General features: G+C 65.2%; 14 protein-coding genes. 6 read left to right on the top strand and 8 right to left on the bottom strand.

What is annotated here, in order from left to right; genetic code table 11:
• Window positions 1-25: 25 nt before the first annotated feature.
• A complete protein-coding gene (gene rpoB / locus MU856_RS03545; RefSeq protein ID WP_062769249.1) occupies window positions 26-4,204 on the bottom strand; it encodes a DNA-directed RNA polymerase subunit beta in 4,179 nt (1,392 codons plus the stop codon).
• 410 nt (window positions 4,205-4,614) lie between these two features.
• On the opposite strand from rpoB, the gene MU856_RS03540 reads away from it, so the two are divergent.
• Window positions 4,615-5,232, top strand: coding sequence for a hypothetical protein (locus MU856_RS03540; RefSeq protein ID WP_003039148.1), 618 nt, complete (start codon window positions 4,615-4,617; stop codon window positions 5,230-5,232).
• A 66-nt stretch (window positions 5,233-5,298) separates the two neighbouring features.
• Here the strand turns inward: MU856_RS03540 and MU856_RS03535 are convergent, their stop codons facing one another.
• A complete protein-coding gene (locus MU856_RS03535) occupies window positions 5,299-7,098 on the bottom strand; it encodes a sensor domain-containing diguanylate cyclase (RefSeq protein WP_263588383.1) in 1,800 nt (599 codons plus the stop codon).
• A gap of 91 nt (window positions 7,099-7,189) precedes the next feature.
• On the bottom strand, window positions 7,190-7,810 hold the full coding sequence (locus tag MU856_RS03530) for a TetR/AcrR family transcriptional regulator (protein WP_263588382.1): 621 nt from the start codon (window positions 7,808-7,810) through the stop codon (window positions 7,190-7,192).
• Window positions 7,811-7,861: 51 nt separating this feature from the next.
• Between MU856_RS03530 and MU856_RS03525 the strand changes: the two genes are divergently transcribed.
• A complete protein-coding gene (locus tag MU856_RS03525) occupies window positions 7,862-9,304 on the top strand; it encodes a carotenoid oxygenase family protein (RefSeq protein ID WP_263588381.1) in 1,443 nt (480 codons plus the stop codon).
• A 144-nt stretch (window positions 9,305-9,448) separates the two neighbouring features.
• Complete coding sequence (locus MU856_RS03520; protein ID WP_263588380.1) at window positions 9,449-10,468, top strand: hypothetical protein; 1,020 nt, start codon at window positions 9,449-9,451, stop codon at window positions 10,466-10,468.
• A gap of 138 nt (window positions 10,469-10,606) precedes the next feature.
• On the opposite strand, the gene rplL is transcribed toward MU856_RS03520, so the two are convergent.
• Window positions 10,607-10,981, bottom strand: coding sequence for a 50S ribosomal protein L7/L12 (gene rplL / locus MU856_RS03515; protein WP_003039166.1), 375 nt, complete (start codon window positions 10,979-10,981; stop codon window positions 10,607-10,609).
• Window positions 10,982-11,037: 56 nt separating this feature from the next.
• Window positions 11,038-11,553 carry a 50S ribosomal protein L10 gene (gene rplJ / locus MU856_RS03510; protein WP_003039169.1) on the bottom strand — a complete coding sequence of 172 codons (516 nt, stop codon included), beginning with the start codon at window positions 11,551-11,553 and terminating at the stop codon, window positions 11,038-11,040.
• A 450-nt stretch (window positions 11,554-12,003) separates the two neighbouring features.
• Here rplJ and MU856_RS03505 point away from each other — a divergent pair, with 450 nt between their 5' ends.
• Together MU856_RS03505 and MU856_RS03500 are read left to right on the top strand one after the other, a co-directional pair.
• On the top strand, window positions 12,004-12,570 hold the full coding sequence (locus MU856_RS03505; RefSeq protein WP_003039172.1) for a PadR family transcriptional regulator: 567 nt from the start codon (window positions 12,004-12,006) through the stop codon (window positions 12,568-12,570).
• An 11-nt stretch (window positions 12,571-12,581) separates the two neighbouring features.
• Window positions 12,582-12,896, top strand: coding sequence for a DUF2218 domain-containing protein (locus MU856_RS03500; RefSeq protein WP_263588379.1), 315 nt, complete (start codon window positions 12,582-12,584; stop codon window positions 12,894-12,896).
• A 67-nt stretch (window positions 12,897-12,963) separates the two neighbouring features.
• On the opposite strand, the gene grxD is transcribed toward MU856_RS03500, so the two are convergent.
• From grxD to MU856_RS03485, 3 genes are read right to left on the bottom strand one after another with little or no spacing between them, the layout of a single operon-like run.
• Entirely contained in the window at window positions 12,964-13,293 is a 330-nt protein-coding gene (gene grxD / locus MU856_RS03495; protein ID WP_003039178.1) for a Grx4 family monothiol glutaredoxin, read from the bottom strand.
• A 48-nt stretch (window positions 13,294-13,341) separates the two neighbouring features.
• On the bottom strand, window positions 13,342-13,575 hold the full coding sequence (locus MU856_RS03490) for a BolA/IbaG family iron-sulfur metabolism protein (RefSeq protein ID WP_062769264.1): 234 nt from the start codon (window positions 13,573-13,575) through the stop codon (window positions 13,342-13,344).
• A gap of 26 nt (window positions 13,576-13,601) precedes the next feature.
• A complete protein-coding gene (locus MU856_RS03485; RefSeq protein ID WP_003039183.1) occupies window positions 13,602-13,928 on the bottom strand; it encodes a DUF1476 domain-containing protein in 327 nt (108 codons plus the stop codon).
• Between the two features lie 215 nt (window positions 13,929-14,143).
• Between MU856_RS03485 and MU856_RS03480 the strand changes: the two genes are divergently transcribed.
• Window positions 14,144-17,254, top strand: a complete 3,111-nt coding sequence (locus MU856_RS03480) for a CHAT domain-containing protein (RefSeq protein ID WP_263588378.1) — start codon at window positions 14,144-14,146, stop codon at window positions 17,252-17,254.

Genomic DNA, 17,254 nt, shown 5'->3' with positions numbered 1-17,254 from the left:
CGCCGGCGGAAGGGGGTGAGGAAAATCATTCGGCGGCTTCGGGAAGAGCGTCCGGACCATCTTTATCGTCTTCGTCCGTATAGGACGACAGTTCGACGTTGAGGCCCAGCGAGCGCATTTCCTTGACGAGCACGTTGAAGCTTTCGGGAATGCCGGCCTCGAAGGTGTCGTCGCCCTTGACGATCGCTTCGTAAACCTTGGTGCGGCCGATCACGTCGTCCGACTTCACCGTCAGCATTTCCTGCAGCGTGTAGGCGGCGCCATAAGCCTGGAGCGCCCACACTTCCATTTCACCGAAGCGCTGGCCGCCGAACTGCGCCTTACCGCCCAGCGGCTGCTGGGTGACGAGGCTGTACGGCCCGATCGAGCGCGCGTGGATCTTGTCGTCGACCAGGTGATGGAGCTTCAGGATATACATATATCCCACCGTCACCTTGCGGTCGAAACGATCGCCCGTGCGGCCGTCGTACAGATCGACCTGACCCGACCGGTCGAGACCGGCACGTTCCAGCATCGTCGACACATCGCCTTCGCGCGCGCCGTCGAACACCGGCGTCGCGAACGGAATACCGAGCGACAGGTGGCCCGCCATCTCGACAATCTGATCATTGCTGCGACCCTTGATGTCTTCGGCATAATCGTCGCCATAGGCGGTGAGCAGCGCCTCACGTACCGCTTCGGGCGGCGCGCCCGCTTCGGGGTTCGGGTTTGCCGCACGCCAATCTTCGAGCGCCGCGGTAATCTGGCGGCCGAAACCGCGCGATGCCCAGCCGAGGTGCGTTTCGAGGATCTGACCGACGTTCATACGCGACGGCACGCCCAGCGGGTTGAGCACCACGTCGACATGCGTGCCGTCTTCGAGGAACGGCATGTCCTCGATCGGCAGGATGCGGCTGATGATACCCTTGTTCCCGTGACGGCCGGCCATCTTGTCGCCCGACTGCAGCTTGCGCTTGATGGCAACGAAGACCTTGACCATCTTGAGCACACCCGGCGCGAGTTCGTCGCCGCGCTGCAGCTTTTCGACGCGGTCTTCATACTTCGCGTTGATCCGCTTGATCGCGTCGTCATACTGCGCCTTGATCGCTTCGAGTGCGGCCTGCGCCTTGTCGTCGACGACCGCGAGCTTCCACCAGTCGCCGCGATCGAGTTCGGCGAGCTGATCTTCGGTCAGCACGTCGCCCTTCTTCATGCCCTTGGGCACTGCGCTGGTAGCCTGGCCGACCAGCAGTTCCTTGAGACTGGAGAAGGTCGCGCGGTTGAGGATCGCGCGCTCGTCGTCGGCGTCCTGCTTCAGACGCTCGATTTCCTCGCGTTCGATCGCGATCGCACGTTCGTCCTTGTCGATGCCGTGACGGTTGAAGACGCGGACTTCGACGACCGTACCCGACACGCCCGGCGGCAAGCGAAGCGAGGTGTCGCGCACGTCGCTGGCCTTTTCGCCGAAGATGGCGCGCAGCAGCTTTTCTTCCGGCGTCATCGGGCTTTCGCCCTTCGGCGTGATCTTGCCGACCAGGATGTCGCCCGGGCCGACTTCGGCGCCGATGTAGACGATGCCCGCTTCGTCGAGGTTGCGGAGCGCTTCTTCGCCGACGTTCGGAATGTCGCGCGTGATGTCCTCCGGCCCGAGGCGCGTGTCGCGGGCGGTGACTTCGAATTCCTCGATGTGGATCGAGGTGAAGACGTCGTCCTTCACGATGCGTTCGGAAATGAGGATCGAGTCCTCATAATTGTAGCCGTTCCACGGCATGAACGCGACGAGCACATTCTTGCCGAGCGCCAGTTCGCCAAGCTCGGTCGACGGACCGTCGGCGATGATGTCGCCGGTGCGGATCACGTCGCCCACCTTCACCAGCGGACGCTGGTTGATGCAGGTGTTCTGGTTCGACCGCTGGAACTTCTGGAGGCGATAGATGTCGACGCCCGACTTGCCGGGTTCGACAAGGTCGGTCGCACGGATGACGATACGCGTCGCATCGACCTGGTCGATGATGCCGCCGCGGCGTGCCGCGATGGCCGCACCCGAATCGCGTGCGACGGTGCCTTCCATGCCGGTACCGACGACGGGCGCTTCGGCCCGCAGCAGCGGCACGGCCTGACGCTGCATGTTCGATCCCATCAGCGCGCGGTTGGCGTCATCGTTTTCCAGGAACGGAATGAGCGAGGCCGCAACCGAAACGAGCTGCTTCGGCGACACGTCCATCAGCGTGATCTGTTCGCGCGGCGCCATCAGGAATTCGCCGGCTTCACGCGCCGAGATCAGCTCCTCGACGAAGCTGCCGTCGGGGTTGAGATCGGCGTTCGCCTGCGCGACCGTGTGCTTCGATTCCTCCATCGCCGACAGATAGACGACTTCGCTCGTCACCTTGCCGTCGACGACGCGGCGGTACGGGGTTTCGATGAAGCCATATTTGTTGACGCGCGCGAACGTCGCGAGGCTGTTGATCAGACCGATGTTCGGCCCTTCCGGCGTTTCGATCGGGCAGATACGGCCATAGTGCGTCGGATGGACGTCGCGGACTTCGAAGCCCGCGCGTTCGCGGGTCAGACCGCCCGGCCCGAGCGCCGAGACGCGGCGCTTGTGGGTGACTTCCGACAGCGGGTTGGTCTGGTCCATGAACTGCGAAAGCTGCGACGAGCCGAAGAATTCGCGCACCGCAGCAACCGCCGGCTTCGCGTTGATCAGATCGTTCGGCATCACGGTCGAGACGTCGACCGACGACATGCGCTCCTTGACCGCACGCTCCATGCGCAGCAGGCCGACGCGATACTGGTTTTCGAGCAGTTCGCCGACCGAACGGACGCGGCGGTTGCCGAGATTGTCGATATCGTCGATCTCGCCCTTGCCGTCCTTCAGATTCACCAGTTCCTTGACCACGGCTAGGATGTCCTCGCTGCGCAGCGTCGTCACCGTGTCCTCTGCGTCGAGGCCGAGGCGCATGTTGAGCTTGACGCGGCCCACCGCCGACAGGTCATAGCGTTCGGGATCGAAGAACAGGCCCGCGAACAGCGCGTCGGCGGTTTCGCGCGTCGGCGGTTCGCCGGGGCGCATGACGCGATAGATGTCGCTCAGCGCCTGATCGCGATCCTCGGCCTTGTCGGCCTTCAGCGTGTTGCGGATCCACGGACCGGTGTTGTTGTGGTCGATGTCGAGCAGCACCAGCTTGTCGATGCCGGCGGCGTCCATCTTTTCCAGATTTTCCGCGGTCACTTCGTCGCCGGCTTCGATGTAGATCTCGCCGGTCGATTCATTGATCAGGTCATAGGCGCTGTAACGGCCGAAGATTTCCTCGGTCGGGATCAGCAGCGTTTCAAGACCGTCCTTAGCCGCCTTGTTGGCGAGGCGCGGGCTGATCTTGTGCCCAGCGGCGAACACGACTTCGCCGGTCTTGGCGTCCACGATATCGAACGCCGGCTTCGCGCCGCGCCAGTTTTCGAGGACGAACGGAATCTTCCAGCCATCGGCCGCACGTTCGAAGATCATGCGGTCGTAGAAGAAGTTCAGGATTTCTTCGCCCGACATGCCCAGCGCATACAGCAGGCTGGTCACCGGAAGCTTGCGCTTGCGGTCGATACGGACGTTGACGATGTCCTTGGCGTCGAATTCGAAATCGAGCCACGAACCGCGATACGGAATGACGCGCGCGGCAAAGAGATATTTGCCCGACGAGTGGGTCTTGCCGCGGTCATGGTCGAACAGCACACCCGGCGAACGGTGCATCTGGCTGACGATGACACGCTCGGTGCCGTTGATGAAGAAGGTGCCGTTCTCGGTCATGAGCGGCATGTCGCCCATGTAGACGTCCTGCTCCTTGATATCGAGAACCGAACGCGTGTCGGTTTCGCTGTCGACTTCAAAGACGATCAGGCGCAACGTGACCTTCATCGGCGCTGCATAGGTGATGCCGCGCTGACGGCATTCCTCGACGTCATATTTGGGCTCTTCGAGCTCGTAATGGACGAAGTCCAGCTCCGCGGTCCCGGCAAAGTCGCGGATCGGAAACACGCTGCGCAGCGTCTTTTCAAGGCCCGAGACGTAACCGACCGACGGATCGGAACGCAGGAACTGTTCATAGGATTCGCGCTGCACCTCGATGAGGTTGGGCATTTCCACGGCTTCGTGGATATTGCCGAACAGCTTGCGGATTCGCTTGGTTGCGGTTGCTTCGAGGGCCTTGCCCACCGACTTCGCCTTGGTCGCCATAAAGGATTGTCTCGCCTGTAAAAATTCGACTCGCGAGCGCGATAGACACGCAAAAAAGCCGCAGGCAACCGTTGCCGGTTTACCGCAGCTTTCCAACGCATCTCGAAATCCCGACCGCCCTATTCGTGCCGCCTGCTGCGCAAAGTCAGGCCGCTTCCCGGACGGAAAGGTGTGAGGCGGATATAGGATCGGGGCCCGCCACTGTCAATTGTCGTCCCTCAATATAAGCTTTGCATCAGGCCCGCCGGCTCCATGACGTCGTCCCGCAGCGAATATTCCGTGCCGATTGCGCGCCGCGGCTCGCTTCGTCGCGGCTCTGCCACGGTTCGGCAGCTTTGGCATGACCTTCGCGTCGCGGCATGCGTTCAAGGTCCATGTCAATCCGAAAACCACCAAGGAGAAAAGAAGCTATGCGCAAGATCGCAGGCATTGTCACGTCCCTCTCTCTCGGCCTCGCAATGGCCGCCGGCGCGCCGGCATTCGCGCAGAGCGCGCCCGCCGCGGCGCCGACCATCAACCTCGCGCCCGGCACCACGGTCTATGACTCGGCCGGCAAGGCGATCGGCCCGATTGCCAGTGTCGCCGACCCCAACGTCGTCATCACTGTCGATGGCAAGTCGGTCGCACTGCCCAAGACGTCGTTCATGGAAACCGACAAGGGCCCGGCGATCACGCTGACCCTCGAACAGCTCACCGCCTGGCTCGACCAGCAGGCCGCCGCCGCCACCGCGGCGCTGAACGCCGCGCTCGTCCCCGGCGCCGACATCCGCAGCGCCAAGGGCACCGCTATCGTTGGCAAGGTCAAGGTTGTTGAAGCCGACGCCGTCGTGCTGACGACCGCCGAAGGCGACATGCGCTTGCCGAAGTCGGCTTTCTTCCAGTCGCAGCAGGGTCTGGCCACGAGCTTCACCGCCGAGCAGTTTGCGGCGGCGATTGCCGAAGCCAAGGCTGCAGCGCAGCCCGCGGCGACCGCCGAAGCGGCAGCCGATCCGGCGCCCGCGGAAGCGACGGCAAAAGAAGCCAACTGATCGCAGCGCGATTGATTAAAGGTGGGCGCGAGGGACATCCCTCGTGCCCTTCTTTTTGTCCGCGGATCAGGCCGCCATGCGCAGCCGGTTGCGCCCTTCGCGCTTGGCGAGATAGAGCGCCTTGTCGGCGCGGTGCAGCAATTCCTCGACGCTGGCGTCGGCGGCATAGGCCGCAAGGCCGATGCTGATCGTGACATGCGCCGGCCCTTCGGCATCGACATCGGCCTTTTCGATCGATGCCCGAATGCGCTCGGCGACCAGTTCCGCCGACCGGGCGCTCGGCCCCTGAAAGATGCACACAAATTCCTCGCCGCCATAACGGCCAACGACATCTTCCTCGCGCAGCGTCGCCTTCGCGCGCTGCCCGACCCAGCGGATCACCTCGTCGCCCACTGCGTGACCGTGATGATCGTTGATCTGCTTGAAATGATCGATGTCGAAAATCGCCACCGCGAGCTGCGTCCGCCCCTCGCCTGCCGCCAGCAAGGCGCGATTGAGCAGCGCGAGTGTCGAGCGCCGGTTGGGCAGCCCAGTGAGCATGTCGGTGTTCGCGGCTTCCTCGGCGATGCTGCGCGCGGCTTCCAGGCTGCGGGCATTTTCGACCGTTGCTGTGACATCCTGCACCGTACCGAAAATGCCGATGCTGCGCCCGCCGCGCCCGCGCTCGATCGAACCGTGCGATTTGACATAGCGTATCGCGCCGTCGGCGCGGATGATCCGTCCCTGATATTCGAAGGGTTCGCCGGTGCGCACCGCCTCTTCCAATATCGCCCTCACCGCGGGCTGATCCTCTTCGACATATTGCTCGACGCTGGTCGTCACGCTGACCGGCGCGCCGGGTTCGAGCCCGTGGATGCGATAGGTCTGGTCCGACCAGTGGATCGTCCAGCGCATCAGATCGACGCGCCAATGGCCCACCAGCGCAGCCGCTTCGGCCTGCACCAGCCAGCGATTGCTCTGCTCGAGCCGTTTGGCGAGCCGGCGCTGGACGACGAGCGATGCAGCGAGCGGCAGCGCGGTCGACTGAAGCGCGAGCAGATAGAATTGCAGGAAGAAGACCTGCTCCTTGACGCTGGCCTCCATCGCCGCGACCGGCCCGTGCCCCTGCCCGGTCAGCCAGGCCGCGATGCCGGCGATGATGAGCATGCCGGCCGCGGCGCCGAACGGACCGACGCGATAGGCGGCGACGATCACCGCGATGACCGGAAGGAATGTCGCCGGAAAATGCGATTGTTCGAAGCTGACCGCGGTGATCAGCGCCGCAAGCGCGAGCACCGAGATCGCTTCGATCTTCATGCGCATGGTCGCATTGTCGAGCGCCTTCGACGCGACAAGCCGCGTCAGCATGATTAACGGCGGCGCCACGATCAGCATGCCGAGCGCCACGGTCGTCATCCACGAGAGGAAGAAGTCGAGGCCGATGCCGCCGAAAGCCAGCATCGTACCGCCCCCCGCGATCAAGGCACTGGCCATGCTGGCCACGATCACCGCAAGGCAGAAGCTGGCGACGGCGCGCGGCGCCATGAACGAGAGGTCCTCGCCCTCGCGGCGGCGAACGATCCAGAAGGCGAGCCCCGCCTCGACCGAATTGGCGAGCGTGAAAATCGCCGCCATCAGGAAGGGCGCCCCGCTCAGCATGTTCGCGGCAAGGCTGGCCGCCGCTGCGGCGCCGATCGCCGCCGGTCGTGCGCGCCCCGGCATCAACAGCAGCAACGCCAGGAAATAGCCGCTCGGCGGCCAGATCGCGGCGATATTGTCCTCCCCCTTCGTCGCATGCAGCGACAGGCTGGCGAGCATGAAATAGCCAAGCGCCATCAGCAGCGACCAGAACGTCGCTTCTACTCGTGGGGGGAGTGTCCGCGTCATGCCCGTTATCTGGCAAAAACTGAAAAACAAATGGCTAACATCGCCACCTGTTTAGCCGGGAACGGGCGCGAAATCTCTGCAAATCATCGCGTTAGTCGAACCCGCCGAAAGTCATTGCGACGACCTGTTCGACCCGCGCTTCGTCCCATTCGATCCGGCGGTCGAGAATCAGCATTGCCAGCCCGTGCACCAATGACCAGGCATGGAGCGCCGCGACGTCGGGCGCATCGAGCTGCGGCAGCGCCTGCGACACCCCGACGCGCAGCAGGTTGAAGGCGGTTTCGCCGCCATCGGTCCCCGCTTCGCGATAGCGTTCGGGCATCTGGCGCGTGAAGCTGAGCCGAAAGATAGCGGGGTCTTCGTGCGCAAAGCGGACATAGGCGATACCGATCGCAAGAAAGCCCGCCTTGCCGCCGCCCGCCTTGAGCCACGCCTGCGCCTGCAACGCCCCCAGCCGCCGCAATCCTTCGTCGGCCAGCGCGTCGAGCAGCGCCTCCTTGTCGGGAAAATGCCGGTAAAGCGCGGTCGCGCTGACGCCGACGTCGCGCGCCAGCGCGCGCAGGCCGAGTTCCGCATCGTCGCCCTCGGTCAGCCGCTTCATCCCGGCGGCGATCACCGCAGCGCGCAGGTCGCCATGATGATAGCCCTTGCCACGCGGCTTCGCCACCGCATCGACATTTTCCATGTTGACACTGTTATCTTCGTCGATCATGTTTGCACTGTAAACATCGCGAGTCGGTCGCGCAAGCGAAAGGAGAAGGGCATGGCGAGCAATATGGAAACGCTGATCCGCGGCGCGGTCAACAAGGGCATCGGCAAGGTCGCCGATTTCAACCGCAAACGCCTGCCCCGCCCCACCGAAGCGCATCCCTATCTGACCGGCATCCACAAACCGATGACCGAGGAATTGACAATCGAGGCCCTGCGCGTCGACGGGGACATTCCCGCGGCGCTTTCGGGGCGTTATCTGCGCAATGGCCCCAACCCGGCTCTCCCCCCCGATCCCGCGAGCTACCACTGGTTCACGGGCGCCGGCATGGTCCACGGGCTGCGCATCGGCGACAGCAAGGCGCACTGGTATCGCAACCGCTGGGTGCGCGGGACCGAGGCGTGCGCAAAGCTCGGCGAGCCGATCCCCCCCGGCCCGCGCGCCGACGGCTTCGATGCCCCCAACACCAATGTCGTCGGATTGGCGGGACGTACCTTTGCGATCGTCGAGGCGGGCGGCAAGCCCGTCGAACTCGACGATCAACTCATGACGATCGCCCACAACCCCTTCGACGGCACCCTCGCTGGCCCTTACACGGCGCACCCGCATCATGACCCGCTCACCGGCGAGACGCATGCGATCACCTACCGCGGCGACGAAATGAACAAGGTCTGGCACGTCGTGCTCGACGACAAGGCGCAGGTGATCCGTGAAGAAGCGGTCGCGGTCCGTGACGGGCCGTCGATCCACGACTGCGCCATCACCGAACATTACGTGTTGGTGTTCGACCTGCCGGTGACCTTTTCGATAAAATCGCTGCTCGCGGGCTATCGCTTTCCCTATGCGTGGAACGAAGCCCATCCGGCGCGCGTCGGCCTCCTCCCCAGGAAAGGCCGTGGCGACGAGGTGGTGTGGGTGCCGGTCGATCCCTGCTATGTCTTTCACCCCGCCAATGCGTTCGAAACCCCCGACGGCAAGGTGGTGGTCGATGTCGTCGCGCACGACACGATGTTCGCGCGCTCGACGCGCGGCCCCGACAGCGAACGGTCGCGCATGGAACGCTGGACCATCGATCCGGCGGCGGGGACGACGACGCGCACGGTTCTACACGATCATCCGCAGGAATTTCCGCGCTACGACGAGCGCCTGACCACCCGCCCCTATCGCTATATCTACAGCGTCGCCATTCCGGGCGGTGACGCGGTCGAAATGGCGATCGCCGATACCCGGCTGTTCCGCCACGATCTGGAAAGCGGCGTGACCGAGGCGCGTGATTTCGGCCCCGGCCGCCATCCCGGCGAGTTTGTCTTCGTCCCGCGCAGCGCCGCCGGGGCCGAAGATCACGGCTGGCTGATCGGCCTGGTGGTCGACATGACCAACGAGACCAGCGAGCTCGTCATCCTCAACGCCGACGAATTTACCGGCGCGCCGCAAGCGGTAATCCATCTGCCGCACCGGATCCCGCCCGGCTTTCATGGCAATTGGATCGCTGACTGAGCCACGGCGCGGCGGCCGGTCGCAACCCCGACTCGGTTCGCCGACGCGCCGAATCTTCGTCCAATCGCCGGGCCGCCACGGCTCGTCGTGAAAAGCGCTGTCATTTGGCAGCGCTTTTCACGCGCGGTTCGTTTTCCTTTCACTATGACAAAGAAGCTCCCCCTCCTCCGCCCTGCCACGAGCGCGATGGCCGCGTTCCTGGTCCTGTCCACCCCGGCCGCCTTTGCGCAGACCGCGCCGGCCGAAACCACGCCCCCCGCGATGGCGCCCGAACCCGTCGCGCCGCCGGTTGTGATGGTGCCGCCGGTCGCCGCACCGGCTCCGCAGACGACGCAGCCTGCGACGCCCGCACCTGCGCCGGTCATCCGTCTGCCGCTCGACGTCGGGCCCCCAGCTACCGAAGCAACGCCGAAGGTGGCGGAACCGCAGGCCGAGGCGCTCCCCGCGCCGCGCGCCGAACGTCAGGCGAAAGCCGCACCGGCCGAGCGGACCCGCGAGCCCGCCGCAGCCCCGGCCAGCCCCGCAACCGAACCAGCCCCACCGGCTACCGCAGCCGGATCGACGCTCGCCGAAGATAGCGCACTGACGCCGCCGCTCGCGCCGCCGGTTGCCGAACCGGCAGATCCCGTGGTCGCGCAGCGCGCCGATGCCGGCGGCGACGCCTTCCCCTGGGAAATCGCTGGCGGCGCCGCCGCTCTGCTGCTCGCGTGCGGCGCAGCCTTCGCCTTGATGCGCCGCCGTCGCACCGATGGTGTCGCCGAGGAAACGCGCTACGAAGATGGTCCGGTCGCGGCCCCTGCGCCCGAAGCCTATCGCGCGCCCGTCATTACGGTGCCGCCCGCCAAACCGCGTTTGACGCCCGCATTCGCCACCGCGCCGCACGGCAGCATGGGCCGCCATGAGGCGCTGGCAATGGCCGGCCCGAGCGAGGAAAATCCCTTCCTAACGCTCAAGAAGCGGCTGAAGCGCGCGCGCTTCTATGACCGCCGCGAACGGATGGACTATGATGCGCTGCTCGCTGAACAGAAGGATATGCGCCGCCAGCCGGCCAGCGCGTGGGATATCGCCCAGCGTCCCGAACCGGCCCCGGCGCAGCAGGACGTGCATCGTCCCGATATCCGACCCGCGCGCCCGGGCCTGCGCCCCGGTTTCGCCAAGGGCTGAGCCAGAGGCTGATCAGGCGCGCGCGTCCCGTTCGTTCGTCGCGCAAGGAAAAAGGGCGGCGCCGCAAGGCACCGCCCTTTTTCTTGTCGCCATGGTTCCGCCGCGAGCCGGCGGCAACCGCTGCGAACGACAGCGAACTTACTTGAGTTCGACGGTCGCGCCGGCAGCTTCCAGCTTCTTCTTGATGTCTTCGGCTTCGGCCTTGTTGACACCTTCCTTGACAGCCTTCGGCGCGCCTTCGACGAGCGCCTTGGCTTCGCCCAGGCCCAGGCCAGTGATCGCGCGGACTTCCTTGATAACGTTGATCTTCTGACCACCGTCGCCGGTCAGGACGACGTCGAACTCGTCCTTTTCTTCAGCAGCCGGAGCGCCAGCGCCAGCAGCCGGAGCGGCAACAGCAACAGCAGCGGCGGCCGAAACGCCCCACTTTTCTTCGAGCATCTTCGAAAGTTCAGCAGCTTCCAGAACGGTCAGCGCCGACAGGTCTTCAACGATCTTAGCAAGATCAGCCATTTTCATTCTCCATCAGAACCGGGATAGCCCGGTGAATTGGTAAGGGTAGGTAGGGTTTATGCCGCTTCCTTGGCGCCATAGGCACCAAAGACCCGCGCCAGCTGACCAGCCGGGGCTGCCGCAATCTGGGCAACCTTGGTGGCCGGAGCCTGAAGCAGGCCGATAAGCGTGCCGCGCAGCTCGTCGAGCGACGGCAGCGAAGCGAGCGCCTTCACGCCTTCCACGTCGAGGACCACATCCCCCATGCCGCCGCCAACGATTTCAAGCTTGTCGTTGGTCTTGGCAAATTCCACGGCGATCTTCGCAGCCGCCACCGCATCGGTGGAAGCGGCAATAGCCGTGGGACCGGTCAGATAATCGCTGATGCCGGTGTAGGGCGTGCCTTCGAGCGCGATCTTGGCCAGGCGGTTCTTCGCGACCTTGAAGCTCGCGCCCGCGTCGCGCATCTGCTGGCGAAGCACCGTCGACTGGGCGACGGTAAGACCAAGGTTGCGAACGATCACAACCGAAGCCGCATTCGACAGCGTAGCGTTCAGCGAGGATACGGCATCGGCTTTTTGAGCACGATCCATGCCTGTTTCTCCACTCTGTGCCCGAATGCGCGCAACAGGGCGCGCCGCCGGGCGGCTAACGAACGCAAAGGCCAGAAAGGACGCATCCCGTCTGTCCGTTGCGTGGCGATGTCCGATGGGGTCGGTCAAGCCGCGGGCGCCTGGATACAGGCGGGCGACCGAAAAAGACTGTTCCCCGTCTAGGCTGGAAATTAAGCGGAGCAAATCCCCCGCACCAACTGTCTCGGACGGAATTGCCAGGATCGGAACCCTGACAACACGGGGGCGCCTAATAGCGGCGAGCCGCAGCGAGTCAAGGGAAATAGCCGCTCCGGCCACAGAGCGCTCGCGCACAAAATCGCAAAACCCCTTGCGCAATTTTATTTAAGATATATCTTAGAGCTATCTAAAAACAGTCTGAAGGATAAAGACATGCACTTTCATGGACATAGAGGCGATCGCGGATGCGGCATGCGCCATGGCATGCGACACGGCGGGCGCGGATTCGGACCCGGCTTCGGCCGCGGGCGCGGCTTTGGTGGCCGTCACGGCCACGATGACGAGGGCCGCGGCCGGCGTCGCCGGATGTTCGACAGCGGCGAACTGCGCCTCGTCCTGTTGCGGCTGATCGCCGACGAACCGCGCCACGGCTACGACCTGATCCGGCGGATCGAGGAACTGACGGGCGGCGCCTACGCGCCCAGCCCCGGCGTGATCTACCCTACCCTCACCTTGCTCGACGACATGGGCCAGATTGCCGCCGCCGACAGCGAGGGCGCCAAGAAGCTCTTCGCGATCACGCCGGAGGGTCAGGCCGAACTCGACGCCAATGCCGCGCTCGTCGACGAACTGCTGGCGCGGCTGGCGGAAGTCGGCGATGAGCAGCAGCGCACCGACAGCGCTTCAGTGCGCCGGGCGATGGGCAATTTGCGTGCCGTATTGATGAACCGGCTGCGCGACCGCGAGCTCGACGAAGCCACGCTCCACGAGATTGTGGCGCGGATCGACGAAGCGGCACAGAAGATCGAGCGGCTTTGATGGAGGCTCAGATGACCCATACCGCCACCGCGCAGGTCCCCACGGCGCATGCGAGCAAATATCTGCAGCAGCTTTGCAAGCATTGGCAGCATAATCTGGCGGTCGCCTTCACCGCCGATCACGGCACCGTCACCTTTCCGCACGACGCGCGCGGAGCGGACTGGCCCGGCGACGGGCTGGTCACCTTCGACGCCGGCGAAGCCGCGCTGTCGGTTCGCATCGATGCGAGCGCCGAAGGCCAGCTCGAGGCACTGAAGGGCGCGGTCGCGCGTCATCTCGACCGCTTCGCCTTTCGCGAAGCGCCGCTGCGTGTCGACTGGCAATAGGCAAGGTCGAGCCGGGCGCGCGGTCTATACCGCCGGCCCGGCCGGTCAGCCGATGGTCTGCGTCATGTCAGTCGGCGCGCGCGGGAAGACCGTTGACGAGCTGATGCAGCTCACCGGCTTCCCACATTTCCATCATGATATCGCTGCCGCCGACGAATTCGCCCTTCACATAGAGCTGGGGGATCGTCGGCCAGTCCGAAAATTCCTTGATGCCCTGCCGGATTTCCATGTCCTGCAGCACATCGACGCTGGCATATTCGACGCCAAGCCGGTCGAGCATCGCAATGGCGCGCGACGAAAAGCCGCACTGCGGGAAAAGCGGCGTGCCCTTCATGAAGAGCAGGACGGGATTGTCGGCGACCAGCTTGGCAATGCGGTCGTGAGTGGCTTCGGTCATAACAGGTCTCCGGCACGGGCGCGGGCGCGCCGCATTGGGGTCATACCCCTATGAAGGGATGGCGGTGGTCAATTGCAAGGCGTGAAGTTCGCCGCCCATGCGCCCGCCGAGCGCGGCATAGACCGCCTTGTGCTGCGCGACGCGGCTCAATCCGCGAAAGGATTCGCTGACGATATGCGCCGCATAATGATCATTGTCGCCGGCAAGATCGGTGATCGTCACCTCCGCGTCGGGAAGCGCCGCCTCGATCATCGCCCGCAAATCGGATTCGCGCATGCCCATGCCGGATGTCCTGCCTGGTTCCGCGATCAGTTCTGCGTGTCGATGAACTGGCGGCGCGCCTCGGCCGTCTTTTCGTTGAGCATCGAGCGGATTTCGGCGTCGCTGATCTCGACCGCGGCGGCGGTCAGGTCGCCAGCCAGCTTGCGGATCACATCCTCGTCGCCGGCCTCCTCGAAATCGGCCTGCACGACCGCCTTGGCATAGGCGTCGGTTTCCTCGGGCGTCAGCCCCATGCGCTCGGCGGCCCATTCGCCGAGCAGGCGATTGCGGCGTGCGGTGATGCGGAACTGCACCTCCTGGTCGCGGGCGAACTTCGCCTCGAAAGCCCGTTCACGATCGTCGAATCCGCTCATTTCACCCTCTTTTGGAAATTGACCCTGTCGGGATGGCAGATAGGTGGCCGCGCCTCGGCGCGCAAGCCGCCTGTGCGGCAGATCACTTCCCTTTTCGCCACAAGGGGTTTAGGGTCCGCCGCAACGGGAATGGGTCGTACCGCAGCAACAGACTGCGCCTTGCCGCCAACCAGATGGCCAGGTGCCCGATGCCGTGACCCTGGGGGAATATCGTGATGACCGTACGACCTGCGTTTCGCCTGTCCTTGCTGGCGCTGCTCGCCCTATCGCCGCCTGTCCCGGCCTGGGCGCAAGGCGAAGACCCGACGCTCCGCGACAGCTTTTCGATCGGCAGCCAGGGCGGCTCGCTGTGCGAGGTGCAGGCAACGGTCCGCGACGCCGTCGTCAAGGGCATGTTCGACCGCGCCTGGGTGATCGTCTGCCGCGACGCGAGCCAGCCCGTCGGTTATATCCGCGCGCTGCGTGCCAGCGAAGCCGAGGCGGTGCAGCGACTGGCGGCGGCGCGCGATCCCAACATTGTCTGCGGCGCCGATGGTCGCTGCACGATCAAGGGCAGCAGCGTCGAATGGGCGAGCCGCATCGAAATGGACGGCGCGACCGCCTACACCGCCGAAGGCTTTGCCGCTTATGGCGATGCGCTGACGCTCGCGCTCCAGTCGATCCGCCGGCACAAGGTCGCACCGGGCGTCATCAAGGTCGCGACCACTTCGGTCGGCGGCGGCGACGAAGACTTTGCGCGCACGCTCGCCGGGACGATCGACCTCGACCGGGCGCTCGCCGAAGGCTATCGCCGCAACCACAGCGGCGACTATGCCGAAGCGGCCGAATTTTTCGAAGCGCTGTCGCGCCGTACCGCGAACGATGCGTCGATCGGCGACATCGACCCGAGCGAATTCACGCTTAACCGCGCGCTTCAGAAATCGAACCTCGGCGAATTTGCCGAAGCCGCGCGCCTGTTTGCCGAAGTCGATGCGATCCCGACGAGCGACCCGGTGCAATTGCGGCTGCGGCGCAATTTTCAGGCGATCGATGCGCTCAACCAGCGCGACTATGCGCGCGCTGCCGAAATCCTGCAGCGTCCGGTGCCGCCGACCACCGCATCGATCGAAGCCGCCGAGGGCAGCGTCACGCTGACCCCTGCGATCACCGCGGGGGTCAACAGCGGCAGCAACGCCCGCGCCATCCGCCAGACATCGGACAGCGAGCGTCTGAGCCCGCTCGAGCGCGCGCAGATCATCGACGCACAGGCGACGCATCTGCTCGGCACCGTCGATCGCCTCCGCGGCGATGCGAAGACCGCCAAGCAGCTCCAGCTCAAGGGTCTGACTGACGCGCTGGCCGTGCGGCAGGGGCGTGTCACTTCGATCGTCCGGCTGCGTTCGCAGATGCTCGGCGAGCTTGCACTGACCGAAGAGGCACTGGGCGACATGGGCGCGGCGGATGCGCGCTTCCGCGAATCGGTCGATGCGCTCTCGATCGAATATCCCGAAACCAATGCGCTCGCTTCGGCGCGCGCGCGCTACGCCGCCTTCCTGACCCGCCAGGGCCGCGACGACGAGGCGCTCGCCCTCTATCACGCGGTGGTAAAGGCGCTCGCCGACACGCAGCGGTCGTCGACCGGCATGGCGAATATCATGGCGCCCTATTACCGCCTGCTTGCGGCACGCGCACCGACCGATCCCGCCGCCGTCGCCGATTTCTTCGTCGCCAGCCAGCTCCAGGTTCGTCCCGGCGTCGCCGATACGCAGGCTGTGCTGGCGCGCGAACTGTCGGGCGGCGACGGCGACGGCGCCCGGCTGTTCCGTCAGGCGACGACGCTCAATCGCGACATCGAACGCGCGCGGATCGAGGAAGCTCGCCTGATCCAGCTCCCCGCGACCGGCGAGGTCGCCGCACGGCTCACCGACGTGAAAACACAGATCGACAATCTGTCGTTCCAGCAGGCCGAAACCGTCGCCAAACTGTCGGCGTTCCCGCAATATCGCGTCGTATCGTCGGGCAAGCTCGATCTCGGCGAATTGCAGCAGGTACTGCGCCCCGACGAAGCCTATCTGAAGATGCTCGTCGTCGGCGACGCTGTCTATGCGATGCTGATCGAGCCGGGCAATGCCCAGCTCTGGCGCGCCGACATCGACGCCGACGGCCTAGAAAACGCCGTCGATGCGATCCGCTCGACGATTTCCACGGTCGAAAACGGGCGCCGCGTCACTTATCCGTTCGACGCGGCCACCGCGAGCAAACTCTATGTCCAGCTGTTCGGCCCGGCCGCCGATCACCTGCCGGCGGTCAAGCACCTTGTCTTCGAACCCGATGGCGCGATGCTGAAACTTCCCGTCAACCTGCTCATCACCTCCGACACCGGGCTCGCCGCCTATCAACAGCGGGTCAATGATCCCGCCGCCGACCCCTTCGACATGCGCGGCATCGCCTGGCTCGGTCGCTCGACCCGGCCGAGCACCGCGGTATCGGCGCTCGCTTTTCGCAACGCGCGCCAGGCGCCGCCATCGACCGCACGGCGGCAATATTTCGGGCTTGGCGAAAATCTGCCGCTCGCCGGCGGTGTCCTGCCCTCACTCGGCATCCGAGGCGCGGCGAGCGACAGCGTCGATGGCACCTGCCAGTGGAGCGCCTCGCAATGGGCACGTCCGATCTCGGCCGCCGAACTCGTGACCGCAAGCAGCACCATCGGGCGCGACAGCTCGACCCTGCTCACCGGCGGCGCCTTCACCGATACCGCGGTCAAGGAGCGCGGCGACCTTAGCGACTATCGCATCATCCATTTTGCAACCCACGGTCTCGTCACCGCGCCGAAGCCGTCATGCCCGGCGCGCCCCGCCCTCGTCACCTCGTTCGGTAACAAGGATTCGGACGGCCTGCTCACCTTCCAGGAGATCTTCGACCTGAAGCTCGACGCCGACCTGGTGATCCTGTCGGCGTGCGATACCGCAGGCGCCGCCTCGGTCGCCGCAACGCGCGAGGCCGGCGTCGCCAGCGGCGGCGGCAGCGCGCTCGACGGGCTCGTCCGATCGTTCATCGGCGCCGGGGGGCGTTCGGTCATCGCAAGCCACTGGCCGGCGCCCGACGATTTCGACGCAACCAAGCGGCTGATCGGCGGCCTGTTCGCGGCCCCTCAGGGCGAAAGCGTCGCCGATGCGCTGTGGACGACGCAAAGCCAGCTGATGGACGACGAGCAAACCTCGCACCCCTATTATTGGGCCGGGTTCGCGATCATCGGCGACGGCGCGCAACCGCTGCTGCACGGCCTCCCCGCGACGACGGCCACCGCCCCCGCCACCGGAGTTTCGACCCGACTCGCGGCGCGCTGA

Source organism: Sphingopyxis sp. GC21 (assembly GCF_025727575.1).
Lineage (GTDB): Bacteria > Pseudomonadota > Alphaproteobacteria > Sphingomonadales > Sphingomonadaceae > Sphingopyxis > Sphingopyxis terrae_A.
Note: the sequence above shows the minus strand (reverse complement) of the source record. Positions and strands in the feature narration are given on the sequence as shown.